18 protein-coding genes are annotated in these 15025 nt (G+C 68.8%); 7 read left to right on the forward strand and 11 right to left on the reverse strand.

What is annotated here, in order from left to right; translation table 11 throughout:
• Nucleotides 1-25: 25 nt before the first annotated feature.
• The 5 genes from BMW26_RS11935 to BMW26_RS11955 are packed head-to-tail and all read right to left on the reverse strand — an operon-like array spanning nt 26 to nt 5976.
• Nucleotides 26-1222, reverse strand: coding sequence for a substrate-binding domain-containing protein (locus BMW26_RS11935; protein ID WP_400341970.1), 1197 nt, complete (start codon nt 1220-1222; stop codon nt 26-28).
• A gap of 14 nt (nt 1223-1236) precedes the next feature.
• Nucleotides 1237-2286 (reverse strand): ABC transporter permease, encoded by a 1050-nt coding sequence (locus tag BMW26_RS11940; protein ID WP_072591583.1) that lies wholly within the window; start codon nt 2284-2286, stop codon nt 1237-1239.
• Nucleotides 2283-3365, reverse strand: a complete 1083-nt coding sequence (locus BMW26_RS11945) for an ABC transporter permease (protein WP_072591584.1) — start codon at nt 3363-3365, stop codon at nt 2283-2285. The genes BMW26_RS11940 and BMW26_RS11945 overlap by 4 nt, the downstream gene beginning before the upstream one ends.
• Nucleotides 3362-4870 (reverse strand): sugar ABC transporter ATP-binding protein, encoded by a 1509-nt coding sequence (locus BMW26_RS11950; protein WP_072592331.1) that lies wholly within the window; start codon nt 4868-4870, stop codon nt 3362-3364. Before BMW26_RS11950 ends, BMW26_RS11945 begins: the two co-directional genes overlap by 4 nt.
• Nucleotides 4867-5976: a Gfo/Idh/MocA family protein gene (locus BMW26_RS11955; RefSeq protein ID WP_072591585.1), complete on the reverse strand. Its 1110-nt coding sequence runs from the start codon at nt 5974-5976 to the stop codon at nt 4867-4869. The genes BMW26_RS11950 and BMW26_RS11955 overlap by 4 nt, the downstream gene beginning before the upstream one ends.
• A 112-nt stretch (nt 5977-6088) precedes the next feature.
• On the opposite strand from BMW26_RS11955, the gene BMW26_RS11960 reads away from it, so the two are divergent.
• A complete protein-coding gene (locus tag BMW26_RS11960; RefSeq protein WP_056279954.1) occupies nt 6089-7285 on the forward strand; it encodes an ROK family transcriptional regulator in 1197 nt (398 codons plus the stop codon).
• Nucleotides 7286-7314: 29 nt separating this feature from the next.
• Here BMW26_RS11960 and BMW26_RS11965 read toward each other — a convergent pair whose 3' ends face one another.
• Together BMW26_RS11965 and BMW26_RS11970 are read right to left on the reverse strand one after the other, a co-directional pair.
• Entirely contained in the window at nt 7315-8454 is a 1140-nt protein-coding gene (locus tag BMW26_RS11965) for a Gfo/Idh/MocA family protein (protein WP_053097175.1), read from the reverse strand.
• The gene (locus BMW26_RS11970; RefSeq protein WP_072591586.1) at nt 8454-9260 is read right to left on the reverse strand and encodes a sugar phosphate isomerase/epimerase family protein; all 807 of its coding nucleotides are present in this window, start codon (nt 9258-9260) and stop codon (nt 8454-8456) included. The genes BMW26_RS11965 and BMW26_RS11970 overlap by 1 nt, the downstream gene beginning before the upstream one ends.
• Nucleotides 9261-9369: 109 nt before the next feature.
• Here BMW26_RS11970 and BMW26_RS11975 point away from each other — a divergent pair, with 109 nt between their 5' ends.
• Genes BMW26_RS11975 through BMW26_RS11985 form a run of 3 tightly spaced genes read left to right on the forward strand, consistent with a single transcriptional unit; the run spans nt 9370 to nt 11603 of the window.
• Nucleotides 9370-9981, forward strand: a complete 612-nt coding sequence (locus BMW26_RS11975) for a TetR/AcrR family transcriptional regulator (protein WP_072591587.1) — start codon at nt 9370-9372, stop codon at nt 9979-9981.
• Nucleotides 9982-9990: 9 nt separating this feature from the next.
• Nucleotides 9991-10620 (forward strand): DUF4166 domain-containing protein, encoded by a 630-nt coding sequence (locus BMW26_RS11980; RefSeq protein ID WP_053097179.1) that lies wholly within the window; start codon nt 9991-9993, stop codon nt 10618-10620.
• Between the two features lie 8 nt (nt 10621-10628).
• Nucleotides 10629-11603, forward strand: coding sequence for an epimerase (locus BMW26_RS11985; RefSeq protein WP_072592332.1), 975 nt, complete (start codon nt 10629-10631; stop codon nt 11601-11603).
• Here the strand turns inward: BMW26_RS11985 and BMW26_RS11990 are convergent.
• From BMW26_RS11990 to BMW26_RS12000, 3 genes are read right to left on the reverse strand one after another with little or no spacing between them, the layout of a single operon-like run.
• Entirely contained in the window at nt 11600-11998 is a 399-nt protein-coding gene (locus BMW26_RS11990) for a PLDc N-terminal domain-containing protein (protein ID WP_053097181.1), read from the reverse strand. The two genes, BMW26_RS11985 and BMW26_RS11990, sit on opposite strands and share 4 nt — an antisense overlap.
• 38 nt (nt 11999-12036) lie before the next feature.
• Nucleotides 12037-12966, reverse strand: a complete 930-nt coding sequence (locus tag BMW26_RS11995; RefSeq protein ID WP_072591588.1) for an aldo/keto reductase — start codon at nt 12964-12966, stop codon at nt 12037-12039.
• Between the two features lie 18 nt (nt 12967-12984).
• A complete protein-coding gene (locus BMW26_RS12000; RefSeq protein WP_053097185.1) occupies nt 12985-13194 on the reverse strand; it encodes a helix-turn-helix domain-containing protein in 210 nt (69 codons plus the stop codon).
• A gap of 94 nt (nt 13195-13288) precedes the next feature.
• On the opposite strand from BMW26_RS12000, the gene BMW26_RS12005 reads away from it, so the two are divergent.
• Genes BMW26_RS12005 through BMW26_RS12015 form a run of 3 tightly spaced genes read left to right on the forward strand, consistent with a single transcriptional unit; the run spans nt 13289 to nt 14766 of the window.
• Entirely contained in the window at nt 13289-13666 is a 378-nt protein-coding gene (locus tag BMW26_RS12005; RefSeq protein WP_232224461.1) for a helix-turn-helix domain-containing protein, read from the forward strand.
• Between the two features lie 22 nt (nt 13667-13688).
• Nucleotides 13689-14129: an ImmA/IrrE family metallo-endopeptidase gene (locus BMW26_RS12010; protein WP_072591589.1), complete on the forward strand. Its 441-nt coding sequence runs from the start codon at nt 13689-13691 to the stop codon at nt 14127-14129.
• A 34-nt stretch (nt 14130-14163) separates the two neighbouring features.
• Nucleotides 14164-14766: a GNAT family N-acetyltransferase gene (locus BMW26_RS12015; RefSeq protein WP_053097187.1), complete on the forward strand. Its 603-nt coding sequence runs from the start codon at nt 14164-14166 to the stop codon at nt 14764-14766.
• Here the strand turns inward: BMW26_RS12015 and BMW26_RS12020 are convergent, their stop codons facing one another.
• Complete coding sequence (locus BMW26_RS12020; RefSeq protein WP_053097189.1) at nt 14767-14970, reverse strand: hypothetical protein; 204 nt, start codon at nt 14968-14970, stop codon at nt 14767-14769.
• Between the last annotated feature and the right edge of the window lie 55 nt (nt 14971-15025).

The following is a 15025-nucleotide window of genomic DNA, read 5'->3' on the forward strand; positions in this document are numbered from 1 at the left end:
GGAAGGGTGGGAGCATCACCGCGGGTTACGGGATCTGGCGTTCCTGCCAGACGGTCGGGTAACCGGGAAGGTTCTCCCCGCCGAACTTCGCGTAGTGCCCGTCCGGCATTCCCTCGTTGGCGGCGAGGTAGTCGTCGAGCTCTGCTTCGGTGATCGGCTTCTGCGGGAGCACCCACTCCTTCGGAACCTCTTCGCCGGCGAAGATCATCTGCGCGGCGAGCAGCGGCGTGCGCCACTGGAAGTTCGAGTACACCGGGGCGAGGCCCGTGAGACCCGTGTCCTTCCACTTGCGGAGGAAGCTCATCTCGTCCTCGCCGGTCATCACCGGGTAGTCGGCGCCGGCATCTTCGAAGGCCTCGATCGCGGCGACAGCGCCGTCACCGGCATCCATCCAGATTCCCTGCACGTCGCCCTTGGCGAGCTCGTCGCTGATGATGCTCTTGATCTCCGCGGGGTCGGCGCCCGTGAAGTAGTCCACGGCCTCGATCCCCGCCTCGTCGAAGAGCTTCTCCGCAGCGGCCCACCGGTGCTCGAGCACGTCGACTCCGGGGAGGATGCGCAGCGCCACGACCTTGTCGCCCTCTTCGAGGTTGTCGATGAGGAACTCGGCCGTGTCGATGCCCCACGCGAATCCGCCGATCGGGTGGATGAACGTGACCGGGCAGTCGGTGTCGACGCCGCGGTCGAACACGATCACCGGCTTGCCGGTCTCGCATGCGCGCTCGACGGCCGGCGTCATCGCCGCAGTGCTGTTGGGCGAGATGAGGAAGACGTCGCAGCCGCCCTCGGAGATGAAGTAGTCGATGTCCGCGATCTGCGTGTCATCCGAATCCTGCGCGTCGCGGGTCTCCATCTCGCTGATCGCACCGGCCTCCTGCAGCGACTTGAGCTGCTCGTTCATCGTGATCCAGCCCGTCTGCCGCCACGGGTTCGAGATCGAGGCGTTCGCGAAGCAGGCCTTCTTGGGCCCCTCGCTGGCGAACTCCGACGTGTCGACCATCTCGGCGTTGATGTGCTGGAGATACGGCTCGGTCGCCGGCCCCTGGGGCTCGACACCCCGCTCCTCCATCTGCTTGTCGAACAGCTCCTGGTCGAACCATTCGGTGGTCTCGGCCGACTCCTCCGGGTTCTCCGACTCCGCCGGCGCCACGGACGGGTCTGTCGTACACCCGGCGAGCGCGATGAGGCCGAAGAGAGCCACCCCTGCGGTGGCGATCTTCATCGATCGTCGCATTGCTAATCTCCTCTGGTTTCTGTGTGGATGGTGCTGGTTGTTACGGGTTCTGAGGTCTCTGTGAGCGGAACGTCCGGAGACGACTGCGGGCCTCGCCGGCGCCGTGCCCGGAAGGCGACCGCGGAGTACGCCACTGCGGCGATGATGATCACGCCCTGCACGGCGTCTCGCAGCGTCGAAGGGACCCCCGCGATGTTCAGCAGCATGAAGAGGGCCTCGAGCGCGAAGGCTCCCGCCGCCGCCGCGACGATCCATCCCCGGCCTCCGCCGAGCACGACCCCGCCGAGGACGACGGCGGTGATGGCGACGAACTCGTAGCCGCGGCCGACCGAGGGATGCACCCCGGCGTACCCGACGAGCAGCACGGCGGAGAGCGTGGCCGAGAGCGACGAGATAACGAACGCCCGTGTCGTCACCCAGGCGCTGCGCGCCCCGGCGAAGTCGACCGCGGTCGAGTTGTCGCCGACCGCGATGAGGAGCTTGCCGAGCGGGCGCTTGGTGATCCAGATGCCCAGCGCGAGCCACCCGATCAGGATGAACACCGCCCAGGGGATGAACTCGAGCACCGGCACGTCACGGATGCCGCCACGGCCGATCTCGCGGAAGCTGTCAGCCGGGTTGCCCGTGGCCGCTCCCCCGGTCCACCACATGACGCCGCCGAGAAGGGCGAGCATCATGCCCAGCGTGACGATGAAGGAGGGCACCTTGAGCAGCGTGGTGATGACACCGTTCACGAGTCCGACGACCACCCCGAAGACGATCATGAGCAGCAGCACGGGCACGGTGCGGGAGTCGTCCTGCCCGACGAGGTTGCCGGCGACGATCACCTGCGCGGTGATCAGCGAGCCCTGCGACAGGTCGAACTCGCCCGCGATGATGACGAAGTACTGGCCGATCGCGACGATGGCGATCGGTGCGACGCGCTGGATGAACCTCATGAACTGCCCCGGCTCCGCGAAGCTCGGGTTGAGGATCATGACGGCGACGAGCAGGATCACCAGCAGCAGGAACACCGCGCCCCGAGGGCTCACGAGTGTGCGCAGAGTGTTCACGACCGGCCTCCTTCCGACACGGTGCTCGTATCGGCGAGTTCGGATGCTGCGGCCGCCATCTCGGACTCGGCCGCCTTGGCGGCGTCGTCTCCCCCGGTTCTCGTGCCGCCGGCGCCGAAGCGCGGACGGCGACTGACGATCGACCGACGACTGTAGACGGCCACCGCGGCGACGATCACCACGCCGCGGACGACGTCCTTCAGGAACGGGTTGACCTGCATGACGCTCATCACGTTGTCGACGACCGCGAGGATCGCGACACCGCCGATCGCACCCCAGATCGAACCGCGTCCGCCGAGCAGCAGGGTGCCTCCGAGCACGACGGCTGCGATCGACAGCAGCGCGTAGCCGCCCTGCTGCCCGACCGTGGGACTGCCGACGCCGAGACGGCTGGCGAGCAGTAGGCCGGCGAGGCCCGCGAAGACGGAGCACAGCACGTGCGCGGCGATCAGCGGCGGGCGGGTGCGCACCCCCGACAGGCGCGCGATCTCGGGGTCGCCGCCGACCGCGTACAGGTGGGCGCCGGTGCGCGTGCGGTTCAGCAGCAGCCAGACGACGACGGCGAGCGCGATCATGATGATCGTCGACACCGGCACGGGCCCGACTCCGGTGGCGCCGATGAGCTGGAACTCCCACGGCACGCTGCCCGCCGAGCCCTCGAAGTTGGTGTTCAGGATCCCCTGCAGGATCAGCCCCACGCCGAGCGTCGCGATGAACCCGTTGACCTTCAGCACGGTGACGATGAGTCCGTTGACCAGACCGATCCCGGCGCAGACGAGCAGAGTGATCGAGACCGCGGCCGGGATGTTCCCGGGGTTGCCGTTCATGATCGTCGCCGCCAGGAGGCTCGACAGACTCACGACGTAGGTCACCGACAGGTCGAGCGACGCGCCCAGCACCACGAGGGTCTGCCCGATCGCGACGAGCCCGAGGACGCTCATGCCGGTGAGGATGTCGCGGATGTTGCCGGGGCTGAAGAAGTTGCGACCGACGGTGCCGACGAGGATGGCGCCGACGATGAGCGTCAGGATGAGGATCCCGAGCACGATGACGGTCGAGTCGATCCGAAGTCTCTTCATCGTGCACCCCCGTCGACCGTCGCGCCCGTGGCTGCTCCGAGGATCTCGTGCTCCGCGGAACCCGCCGGCAGCTCGGCGACCAGCTCGCCGTCGTGCATCACGAGGATCCGATCGCTCATGCCGATCACCTCCGGCAGCTCGCTCGACACCATCAGCACCGCCTTGCCCTGTGCCGCGAGGTCGCGCATGAGCTGGTACACCGCGTACTTCGCACCGACGTCGATGCCGCGGGTCGGCTCGTCGAAGAGCACGATCTGCGGCTGTGTGAGCAGCCACTTGGCGAGCACGACCTTCTGCTGGTTGCCGCCCGAGAGGAAGCGCACCTCCTGGTCGAGACCGCGGGAGCTGATCTCCAGCGAGCTGAGCACTCCCGGCACCTCTCGACGGGACGAGGCGGTGCGAGCGGTGAAGACGCTGCGGATCACGAGCAGGGTGTTGTCGAGCACCGACTGCCCGAGCGCCAGTCCCTGGGCCTTGCGATCCTCCGAGACGAGGGCGAGTCCCGCGCGCACCGCCGCCCTGGCGCTCGTGATGCGCGTCGATGAGCCGTCGACCCGCATCGAGCCCCGCACGAACGGGTCGATGCCGAAGATCCCCTCGACCAGTTCGGTGCGTCCGGACCCCTGGAGCCCGGCGATCCCGACGATCTCCCCGGCGCGGAGGGTGAGCGAGACGCCGTCGACGAAGGCGTTGCCGCAGCCGTCGAGCTCGAGCCGCGGCTCGCCGACGACGGTGCCGGCCACGGCATCCGGGTAGTACGACTGGATGGATCGGCCGACCATTCGGCGCACGAGTTCGTCGGTCGTCAGGGCGCTCGTCTCATCGGTCGAGACCAGAGCGCCGTCTTTGAGGATCGTGATGCGGTCGCACAGGTCGAAGATCTCCTTGAGCCGGTGCGAGACGTAGATCACCGCCACCCCGCGAGACGTGAGCCGGCGGATGATCGCGTACAGCAGCTCGACCTCGCGGTCGCTCAGCGCGGCGGTGGGCTCGTCCATCGAGATGACCTGCGCCTCGAACGACAGCGCCTTGACGATCTCGACGATCTGCTGCTCGGCGACGGTCAGCGAACCGACGCGGGCCTGCGGGTCGATGAAGGAGACGCCGAGGTCGGCGAGGAGGTCGCCGGTGCGACGGATCATCGCCTTCTGATCGACGAAGCCGCCGCGTCGAGGCTCACGTCCGAGATACACGTTCTGCGCGACCGTGCGCTCGGGCAGCAGCGTGAACTCCTGGAAGACGGTCACGATGCCGTCATCCATCGCCTGCCGCGGATGTGCGTGCCGCACCTCCGCGCCGCGGTAGCGCACCACGCCGTCGTCGGCGGGCTGCACCCCGGCGATGATCTTCATGAGCGTGGACTTGCCCGCGCCGTTCTCGCCGACGAGTCCGTGCACCTCCCCCGGACGCACATCGAAGTCGATGCCCTTCAGCACCTCCACTCCGAAGAACGACTTGCGGATGCCCGAGACCTCGAGCACCGGCTGTGTGATCGTCGCGGTCATGCCGCCACCTCCGTCCATCGTCCGTCCGCGGCCGCCGAGGCGAGGACCGCCTCGGTGAGCACCGCCGAGCGGACACCGTCCTCGAACGTGGGCAGCCCGTCGGGGGTCGCGCCGCCGATCGCCGCATACACGTCGGCGATGAAGCCGTTGAACGCGTCCTGATAGCCCATGGCATGCCCCGAGGGCACCCGCTGCAGACGAGCCGAGTCGGGCGATGCGGTGGAGGGGTCCCGCAGCAGCAGCCGGGACTCCTCTCTCATGCCGATCCACAGCTCCTCCGGGCGCTCCTGCTCGAAGCGCAGGGTCTGCCTGGTCCCGTGGAGTTCGAGAGTCAGGGCGTTCTTGCGTCCGGCGGCCATCTGCGAGACGAGCAGGGTGCCCAGGGCACCGGACTCGGTCTCGACGAGGATCGCGACGATGTCCTCCGTGTCGACCGCCCGTCCGGCTCGCTCGGCGAACACCCGGCGGGTGCGGGCACTCAGCGACCGGATCCGCTGGCCCGTCACGAACTCGATGAGGTCGCAGAGGTGCGAGCCGATGTCGGCGAACGCCCGGGATGCCCCGCCGGATGCCGACCGCACCCGCCAGTCATCGTCCGTGGAGAGGAGCATCCAGTCCTGCAGGTACGAGCAGTCGAGGGTGAGGAGCTCCCCGATGCCGCCCAGAGCGACGCGGGCCCGCGCCTCCCGCACCATCGGGTGGTAGCGGTACACGAAGGGAACCGCGGTGACGCGGCCGAGAGATCCGGCGACCCGTGCGAGTTCACGGGCGTCCGCCGCGTTCGTGGCGAGGGGCTTCTCGCAGATGACATGCTTGCCGGCTTCGAGTGCGCGCAGCGCAAGGCCGGCGTGCGTGGCGTTGGGGGTGCAGATGTGGACGACGTCGATGTCATCGGCCGCGAGGAGAGCAGCGGCATCGGCCTCAGCGCGCCCGGCACCGAGTTCGCCCGCGGCCTGACGCCCGCCCGCGAGGGAGCCGGTGGCGACGGCGCGGAACTCGCCTCCCGCGTCCCTGGCCGCGGTGCGATGCACGCGAGCCATGAATCCCCCGCCGAGGATGCCGACTCGGATCGTCCCGAGACCGGTGTCTGTGACATCCGTTGTCATGGCGGTGAGTCTGACACGGCTCCTCGACTTTTGCTAGGTATTCGTCAAAAGTTCTTTGTAACGAATCGGAAGTCGACCGAGCAATGGCGCAAGTCTGTGGTTTACTGACGCAATGGTCGACGCACTCCGCACCGCCGCGGCAGCGAATCCCGGGGCGGGCGAGATCTTCCAGATCCTTCGCGACGGCACCGCCCGCACCAAAGCCGAGCTCGCGACCATCACGGGTCTCGCGCGGTCGACCGTCGCGCTGCGGGTCGATGCCCTGCTCGCCGCCGACCTCCTGCGACCGGCAGGCGAGGCGGTCTCGACGGGCGGCCGACCGCCTGCGCGACTCGCCTTCAACTCCCGTGCCGGAGTCGTGCTCGCCGTCGACCTCGGTGCCACTCACGCCACCAGTGCCGTCGCCGATCTCGCCGGCGTGATCCTCGACTCGCGCACCCGCACGATCGACATCGGCGACGGGCCCGAGAGCCTCCTCGATCTGATCCTCGACGATGCGGGCGCTCTCCTCGAGGCCTCCCGCGCTGCCGGCATCCCGTTGCTCGGGGTGGGCATCGGCGTGCCGGGTCCCGTCGAGCATTCGACCGGGCGACCGACCAACCCGCCGATCATGCCCGGCTGGGACCGCTTCGACATCCCCGCCTACGTGCAGCGCACGTTCGACGTGCCGGTGCTCGTCGACAACGACGTGAACATCCTCGCGCTCGGCGAGCAGGCCACCACGTGGCCGCACGTCGATGACCTCGTGTTCGTGAAGGTCTCGACCGGCATCGGGTCCGGCATCATCGCCGGCGGACAGCTGCAGCGCGGCGCGCAGGGATCGGCCGGCGATCTGGGGCACGTCCAGGTGCCGAGCGGCGCAGGCTCGACGAGGGAGCCCGGCGACGAGCGCGACCTCGAAGCGCTCGCGAGCGGGTCGGCGCTGGCCGCAGCTCTGCGGGAGGCCGGGCTTGCGGCGCACAGTCCCGCAGATGTGGTCGACCTCGTCCGCTCGGGCAATGCCGCTGCGATCGAGGCGACCCGTCAGGCCGGCCGAGATGTCGGCGAGGTGCTCGCGACCGTCGTCAATCTGCTCAACCCGTCGATCATCGTGCTGGGCGGCAGCATCGCCCGCGCCGGCGAGCACCTTCTCGCCGGGGTGCGCGAGGTCGTCTATCGACGATCCATCCCCCTGGCGACCCAGCACCTCGCCATCGTGCAGTCGCAGGCGGGTGACCGGGCAGCCGTGCTGGGCGCCGCGATCATGGTCGCCCGCGAGGTGCTCTCACCCGCGAACGTCGACCGCTATGTGGCGACGAAGGCGCGCTGACCGCACCGCCGCCGCCACACCGGCTGACCTCAGAGAGTCGCCTCGAAGGGATCGAAGTCGGCATCCAGCGAGCCCACCTCGTCGATCGTGCTCTCGACCTGCACGAAGCTGCGCGATTCGGCGGCCTCTTCGATCGACAGCAGCGTGTCGAGCACGTGATATCCGAATTCCCCCGTGGCGACATGCGTCCGGCCGGCGGCGATCGACCGCGCCATGTCCAGCAGACCGACGCCGCGTCCCGAGAGCACGCCCTCCTGCTCGACATCGACGACGTCCTGCACGGTCGGCTCCGGCGGCACGAACACGCGGGACAGCGGTCGCGTGATCGTGATCGGTCCGCCGAACGTGTTGGGGTCGGGGATCACGATCGTGCCCTCGGTGCCCGTGATCTCGACGATGCCCTGGCGCAGCAGAGGTGAGTCGGTGCTGTAGAGGCTCTGCGCCTGTCCGCCCTGCTCGAAGTCCATCAGCACGCTCAGCGTCGACGGGATCTCGACCGGGAACTCCTGTCCGGCGAGCTCTCCCACCTGCACCGTGCGCGTCGGAGCACCCTGGAGTCCGAGGGCTGCGACGGCCGCCACCGGACCGAACACGTGCACGAGCGCCGAGACGTAGTACGGCCCCATGTCGAGCAGCGGACCCGCACCCTTGGCATACAGGAACGCGGGGTTCGGATGGAAGATCTCCGGCCCCTGCCACTGGAACGTGGTCTGGGCGAAGAGGGGACGACCGATGTCGCCGCGGGCGATCGCGCGCTTCGCGGTCTGCACGCCGGGTCCGAGCACGGTGTCGGGGGCGACGCCGACACGGAGACCGGCGGCCTCCGCCCTCTGCAGCAGGCGCTGCGACTCGTCGCGGCTGACGCCGATCGGCTTCTCCGTCCACACGTGCTTGCCGGCGGCGAGGATCGCCTCCGACACCTCGACGTGCACGGCGGGGATCGTCAGGTTCACGACGATGTCGATCTCGGGGTCGTTCAGCACGAGCTCGACACCGCCCGCGCGAGGAACGCCGTACTTCTCGGCCTGCGCCTTCGCGCGGTCCTCGAGCAGATCGCCGACGGCGATCACGCGCACGTCGGGGAAGGTCGTGAGGTTCGACAGATACTGGTCGCTGATGTTGCCCGCGCCGATGATCCCGACGCCGACGGGTCCGTTCCCGATCGCCATCAGCCGGCGACCTTCTCGTCGAGGTAGACGCGGCTGCGCTCGACCGCATCCCAGAGGTCGCCGTCGAAGTGGTCGAACTCGACGATCGCGAGCTCGAGAGCGGGGGCGGCCGCGATGGCCTCGATGAGCGGCACGGTGCCCTCGCCGGCTGCCACCTGATCGGCGGGCGGGTAGGCGCTCAGGAGCGCGGGATCGAGCGTGCCGTCCTTGGCGTGCACCGCGATCACGCGGTCCCCGAGGCGCTGCAGCAGGGCGACCGGGTCGACCCCGCCGCGTGCGACCCAGTAGAGGTCGACCTCGAGCACGACACGCTCGTCGAGCAGGCCGGCGAGCACCTCGAGCCCGGTGACGCCGTCGAAGACGGCCTCGAGCTCATGGGCGTGGTTGTGGTAGCCGACGCGCACGTCGACGGTCGCGCCGACGGCGGCCGCCTCGTTGAGCAGGCGCGCGGTCTCCGCGATCTGCTCGATCGACTCCCAGCGCGCGGGCTCCGTGTAGGGGTCGATGACGGTGCCCATGCCGAGCACCTTCGCCGCGGCGAACACCTCGGCGGGCGACGGCACCGGAAGAGTGGTCCCGCTGCCGTCCGGATTGACGAACGACTCGGAGGCGAGGAACGCGTGGCCGGAGGGAGCGGTCAGGCCCGCCGCAGACAGGGCGTCGGCGAGCGGCTGAGCCCGGCGCACGAAGTCGTAGGGCTCGACGGCGGTGAAGCCTCTGGCGGCCACCTCTTTCAGCGAGCCTTCGAGGTCGGTCTCGAGCTGATCCTTGATCGTGAACAGCTGGATGGAAGTCTGAATCGCCACGGGGTCTCCTTCGGTCGTCGGTGACGTGCGGGCTGCCTTCACCCGTCTGTCCGAGCACGCTATCACCAAATACCTCCGCGCGGAAGTTTTCAATCTGTAGACTCGCCTCATGAGTCAGGATCAGGATCGCCCGCGGCAGCGCGGTGCCTACGCGAAGGGCATCGCCCGTCGCCAGGAGATCCTCGATCGCGCCATCGAGGTCTTCGCCGCACGCGGAGCCGACCGCACGAGCCTCCGCTCCATCGCCAGTGCCGTCGGCGTCACTCACGCGGCCCTCACCCACTACTTCGGGTCGCTGGAGGAGCTGCTCGTCGCGGTCTACCAGGAGAGCACGGCGCCCGGTCGCCAGCAGCCCGACGCCCTCCCGGCCGATGCGACCCCGGTCGAGCGGATGATCGAGTCCGCGCGCACCAACCGCGAGGTCCCCGGGCTCGTCCAGCTCTACTCGATGCTCGTCGCGACCGCACTCGAAGAAGGACACCCGGCTGCCCGCGAGTTCGCGACGACGCGCTTCGCGCGGTTGCGCACGGACATGGCCGCGCTCGTGCGAGAGCAGCAGGACACGGGTCTCATACGCGAGGACGTGGATGCCGAGGCCGTCGCCGCCCTGGTCGTGGCCGCCTCCGACGGCCTGCAGACGCAGTGGCTCCTCGACGACACCGCGCCGCAGCATGAGGCGCTCGCCCTGCTCGATCGACTGCTGCGTCCGACCTCTCGCTAGGGTGAGGGTGTGACAGCACCCGGCACTGATCGACGGTCGCCCTACGAGCGCGCGCTCGGCGAGCGCATCTCAGAACTCCACCCGAAGACCGCCTGGTATTTCCGCACCATCCCCGACGGGCATGTCGGAGTCGGCACGGGTGTGTTCACGAGCGCGGGCTCGCGCCATCGCTGGTTGTGGCCGGTGTTCCGCATCGCGGAATCCCTCGGAGTCGCGTTCGCCGGATGGGAGCACGACGTCCCGTTCCGCATCGAGAACCGCACGGTCGCGGGCGAGGCGCTGGCAGTCAGGCACTTCGATCTCCCAGGACGCACCTGGGTCATGCCCGACGTCGTCTCCCTCGGCGCGAACCGCATCCTCCGCAACGAGATCGGCCCCCGTCGCACGGTCGTCACGACCTTCGACATCGACGTGCGTGACGGTGCCGTCGTGCTGACCATCCGCCGGGTCGGGATGCGGTTCGGGCGGCTGCGCATCACCGCTCCGCGCTTCCTGAGTCCGCGCATCGGTCTCGTCGAGCGCTGGGACGAACAGCGCGAGCGGCACCACGTGAACATGACCATCGACGCCCCGCTGCTCGGCCGCGTCTACGAGTACACGGGATTCTTCGAGTACGCGATCGAGAGCGAGACCCCGTGACGGATCCGATGCCCCGCTCCGCAGGACCCGTCGTGATCGGCGGATCGACCGGCTTCATGGGGCAGTACCTGATCCCCCGTCTGCGGTCAGCGGGGCGGGAGGTGATCACCGTCTCGCGATCCGGCGCCGACATCTCCTGGGGAGACCAGGCGGCGATCGATCGGGCCGTCGACGGTGCGTCGCTCGTGATCGGCCTGGCGGGCAAGAGCGTGAACTGCCGCTATACGCCCAAGAACCGCGCCGCGATCTTCCGCTCGCGGCTCGACACGACCTCGTCGCTGAGCTCCGCCATCGCGAAGGCCGCGAATCCTCCCCCACTGTGGGTCAACTCCTCGACGGCGACCATCTACCGTCATGCCGAAGAGCGTCCGATGACCGAGTCGTCGGGCGAGATCGGCACGGGGTTCTCCGTCGAGGTGGCCAAGGCGTGGGAGCGCGCGCTGTTCGCGGACGACCTCCCCCGGACGCGGCGGGTGGCCCTGCGCAGTGCGATCGTGCTCGGCCACGGCGGCGTGCTCGGCCCGCTGAAGAACCTGGCACGACTCGGCCTCGGAGGGGCGCAGCACGACGGGCGCTGGCCGATCAGCCGCGCACGCCGCGCCGCGGGCACGGGCCACCGCCCCGGCGCACGCCGCGGACGACAGCGGTTCAGCTGGGTGCACGTCGAGGACGTCGCCCGCATCATCGATTTCCTCGAGGTCACGCCGACCCTCGACGGGCCCGTGAACGCCGCATCTCCGAATCCGACCGACAACGCCGACTTCATGGCCACCGTGCGGCGGCTGCTGGAGGTGCGCATCGGTCCGCCGATGCCTCGGTGGATGCTCGAGCTCGGCGCCATCGGCATCCGCACCGAGACCGAGCTGATCCTCAAGAGCCGGTGGGTCATCCCCGAGAAGCTGACGCTCGCCGGGTTCGAGTTCGCGTATCCCCACCTCGAAGACGCCCTGCGGGAGTCCTTCGATCTCGAGCGCGTCGGCTAGCTCGACGTGTCCGCGGCCCCGCTCGACGACGCGTCGCCCTCGTCTCGCCGGCGCTTCTCAATCTCCTGACGCAGCCGCCACTCCTCGATCTCACGATCGAGATCCGCGATCTGCTGCTCCGTGCTGCGAGCGTCGACCGGCGGGGCCTGGCGTGGCTCGGGTCTGCGGGTCGCGGGGCGCGCAGCCGGCCGCATCCGGGGAAGCCGCAGACCCGCCTCCGAGTACTCCCTGCCGATCGCGAACCACAGCAGACCGCCGATCAGCGGCAGGAGGATCACGATGATGATCCACGCCATCTTCGGCAGGAATCTCACCTGCGCATCGTCTCGGCGGATGATGTCGACCAGCGCGCCGATCATCAGCGCGATGACGAGGAGCGAGAACAGGAACGGCATGTGTTCAGGGTAGACGACGCCCGAGTCTCGCGCGCCTGCTACGGGAGGAGGTGACCCGCCGCGCGGAAGAGCTCGTACCACTCGGCGCGCGTGAGCTCGATGTCGGCGCCAGCAGCGGCATCCTGCACCCGCTGCGGGGTCGTGGTTCCGAGCACGACCTGCATCTTCGCGGGGTGACGCGTGATCCACGCCGTCGCGATCGCGATCGGTGCGACCGCGTACGACGCAGCCAGCCGATCGATCACGGCGTTGAGCTCGGCATACTCGGGGTTGCCGAGGAACACCCCCGTGAAGAAGCCGCCCTGGAAGGGCGACCATGCCTGGATCGTGATGCCGTTGATGCGGCAGTACTCGACGATGCCTCCGCCGTCGCGGACGATGCTCTGGTCCTCGCCTGCCATGTTCGCGGCGACCGGCTGCGCGAGGATCGGCGCGTGCGTGATCGACAGCTGCAGCTGATTGGCGACCAGGGGCTGAGTGACCGCGGTGCGCAGGAGGTCGATCTGCCGCGGCGTGTGGTTCGAGACGCCGAACGAGCGGACCTTGCCTGCGGCCTCGAGCTCGTCGAACGCCCTGGCGACCTCCTCGGGCTCGACCAGCGCGTCGGGGCGGTGCAGCAGGAGAACGTCGATGTGGTCTGTGCGAAGCGCCGCGAGCGACCCCTCGACCTGGCGGACGATGTGCTCGTATGAGAAGTCGAACGTGCCCTCGGCGGGGTGGATGCCGCATTTGGTCTGCAGCACGATCTCGTCGCGCTCGGCGGCCGTGAGGTCCAGCGCATCGGCGAAGCGGCTTTCGCAGACGTGCATGCTGCCGCCGTAGATGTCGGCATGATCGAAGAAGTCGATGCCGGCGCTGCGGGCGGTGTCGTACAGTTCACGGATCTGCGCATCATCCTTGTCATCGATGCGCATCATTCCGGCGACGACGGCGGGGGCTGTGGCGGATCCGAAGGGGATGGTCTTCATACCCCCACGCTAGTGCGGTCAGGGCGTGAGCCGTGCGACCGATATGTCGAGCGCCTGCGCGATGTCGGCCAGATCGGCCACGGTGAAGTCGGCCTCACCCGCGAGCTTCCTGCGGAGCGCTGCGCGGGCGATTCCCGCTCGATCGGACAGCCAGGGTGTGTCCCGACCCCCGCGACGCAGTTCTTCTTCGATCGCATTCGCCACCGCACGTCGCACATCTGTCGTCATTCATAGACAGTATCGCCGCATACGGGGTGCGACAAGCGTTCAGCGCACCAGTATGACGGCATCCTGGCTTCATGCCGGTGCTATCGTGACTCACGTGAAGACACCGGGCGAGCAGTTCAATGCGGCGGTAGGCCGCCAGCTCCGCGCCGAGATCGCCGCCGCCGGCAGCAGCATCGCCGCGATGGCGCGCGAGGTCGGCATCGCGAGGAGCGCTCTCGACAACTACGTCACGGGCAAGCGCTCGATCCCGGTTCCCATCCTGTACGCGGTCAGCGCGGCCCTCGACATCGCACCGCACGTGGTGATCACGCGTGCCGAAGAGCGGCTCCGTTCCGAGGGCTTCCGCGGCGGCGCCACGATCACCGCCCTGCACCCCCGCACCGATGTCCGTGGTCGACGCCAGGATGAATCCGAAGTCGCGTTCGAGTCTCCTCTCGCGCACGCTGACGACACCGACGATCTCTACGACTGACGACCACCCGGCGAGGAGGATCATGGAGGCCCTCCTTCGCCTGCTCGAAGAGAACGGGCTGCACCTCATCGAACGTCGAGGTCGGCGCCCCGGCGGCTACGAACCGCACACCGCGACCATCCGGGTGACCCCCGGTCTCAGCGCGAGGGCCACATCCAGCGTGATCGCGCACGAGCTCGGGCACGCGATGCTCGGTCACACCCCCACCGCGGATTCGTCGATCCGCGCGCGACAGGAGCGCCGAGCAGATGAGTGGGCGGCCCGACTGCTGATCGACGCCGACGCGTACGCCGAGGCCGAGAGAGCGCGAGGCACCCACCCCGCCAGCCTCGCCTTCGAGCTGGGAGTGACCGTCGAGCTCGTGACCGCCTATCGACGGCTGCTGCGTCGCGTCGGGGACACCACGTACGTCGGCGCGAGGATGGGGCGGGGCCAATGGGAGCATCGCGTCCCGATCGCGTGACATGACGCCGGCGCGGCGCTGATTGAATGGCTGCATGACCTTCCGCACCGCTCCGGCCCCGATCACCCTCACCGGCCGCCTCGTCGAACTCCGACCTCTGGAGACGTCTCATCACGACGGCCTCCTCGATGCGCTGCTCGAGGGTGAGCTGTGGAAGCAGGCGTGGTACACCTCGGTGCCCTCCCCCGACGGGCTCGCCGCCGAGATCGACCGTCGCATCGGCCTGATCGAGACCGGTGGGATGATCCCGTTCACCGCGTTCGACGCCGAAGGACGGATCCTCGGCCTCACGTCCTATTACGACCTGGAGGCCGACGTCCCCCGGCTGCACATCGGCTACACCTGGAATCGCCCGTCGGCCCACGGCACCGGCACCAACGCCGAGTCGAAGCTGCTGCTGCTCCGGCACGCGTTCGAGGACCTCGGCGTGTTCCGTGTGGGCTTGACGACGCAGTGGGTCAACTTCCAGTCGCGGGCGGCGATCGAACGTCTGGGAGCGAAGCAGGACGGTGTCATGCGCGCGATGAGCCGATACCGCAACGGCGCGCTGCGCGACAGCGTCGAGTTCTCGATCATCGAGCCCGAGTGGCCCGCGGTGAAGGCCAACCTCGAGGCGAGGCTGGCCAGACGCGCCTGACTACTCGGTGGCGTTGCCCGACCAGTTGTCCTTGCGACGGGTGGCCGAGCCGCTGGCGCGCATCACGAACGCGAGCGACAGACTCACGATGAGCAGGCCGGCGATGAAGACGATCGCCTGGAAGTCCTCGAGCGACTGCGCGAGCCCCATGAGCCAGATGCCTCCGAGGAAGAGGATCATGAAGAAGATGAAGCTGAGGATCACGGGATCTCCTGTCGTAGCGGCCGTCATCCAGGATACCGCCTAGCGCACACGCGGC

It is taken from the genome of Microbacterium sp. 1.5R, from assembly GCF_001889265.1.
Classification (GTDB): domain Bacteria; phylum Actinomycetota; class Actinomycetes; order Actinomycetales; family Microbacteriaceae; genus Microbacterium.

Bases quoted from the DNA above. Each gene is read 5' to 3' on its own strand.
- BMW26_RS11935 (WP_400341970.1), bottom strand. From the start codon at position 1,222: ATGAAGATCGCCACCGCAGGGGTGGCTCTCTTCGGCCTCATCGCGCTC.
- BMW26_RS11945 (WP_072591584.1), bottom strand. From the start codon at position 3,365: ATGAAGAGACTTCGGATCGACTCGACCGTCATCGTGCTCGGGATCCTC.
- BMW26_RS11950 (WP_072592331.1), bottom strand. From the start codon at position 4,870: ATGACCGCGACGATCACACAGCCGGTGCTCGAGGTCTCGGGCATCCGC.
- BMW26_RS11955 (WP_072591585.1), bottom strand. From the start codon at position 5,976: ATGACAACGGATGTCACAGACACCGGTCTCGGGACGATCCGAGTCGGC.
- BMW26_RS11960 (WP_056279954.1), top strand. From the start codon at position 6,089: ATGGTCGACGCACTCCGCACCGCCGCGGCAGCGAATCCCGGGGCGGGC.
- BMW26_RS11965 (WP_053097175.1), bottom strand. From the start codon at position 8,454: ATGGCGATCGGGAACGGACCCGTCGGCGTCGGGATCATCGGCGCGGGC.
- BMW26_RS11975 (WP_072591587.1), top strand. From the start codon at position 9,370: ATGAGTCAGGATCAGGATCGCCCGCGGCAGCGCGGTGCCTACGCGAAG.
- BMW26_RS11985 (WP_072592332.1), top strand. From the start codon at position 10,629: ATGCCCCGCTCCGCAGGACCCGTCGTGATCGGCGGATCGACCGGCTTC.
- BMW26_RS11990 (WP_053097181.1), bottom strand. From the start codon at position 11,998: ATGCCGTTCCTGTTCTCGCTCCTCGTCATCGCGCTGATGATCGGCGCG.
- BMW26_RS11995 (WP_072591588.1), bottom strand. From the start codon at position 12,966: ATGAAGACCATCCCCTTCGGATCCGCCACAGCCCCCGCCGTCGTCGCC.
- BMW26_RS12000 (WP_053097185.1), bottom strand. From the start codon at position 13,194: ATGACGACAGATGTGCGACGTGCGGTGGCGAATGCGATCGAAGAAGAA.
- BMW26_RS12010 (WP_072591589.1), top strand. From the start codon at position 13,689: ATGGAGGCCCTCCTTCGCCTGCTCGAAGAGAACGGGCTGCACCTCATC.
- BMW26_RS12015 (WP_053097187.1), top strand. From the start codon at position 14,164: ATGACCTTCCGCACCGCTCCGGCCCCGATCACCCTCACCGGCCGCCTC.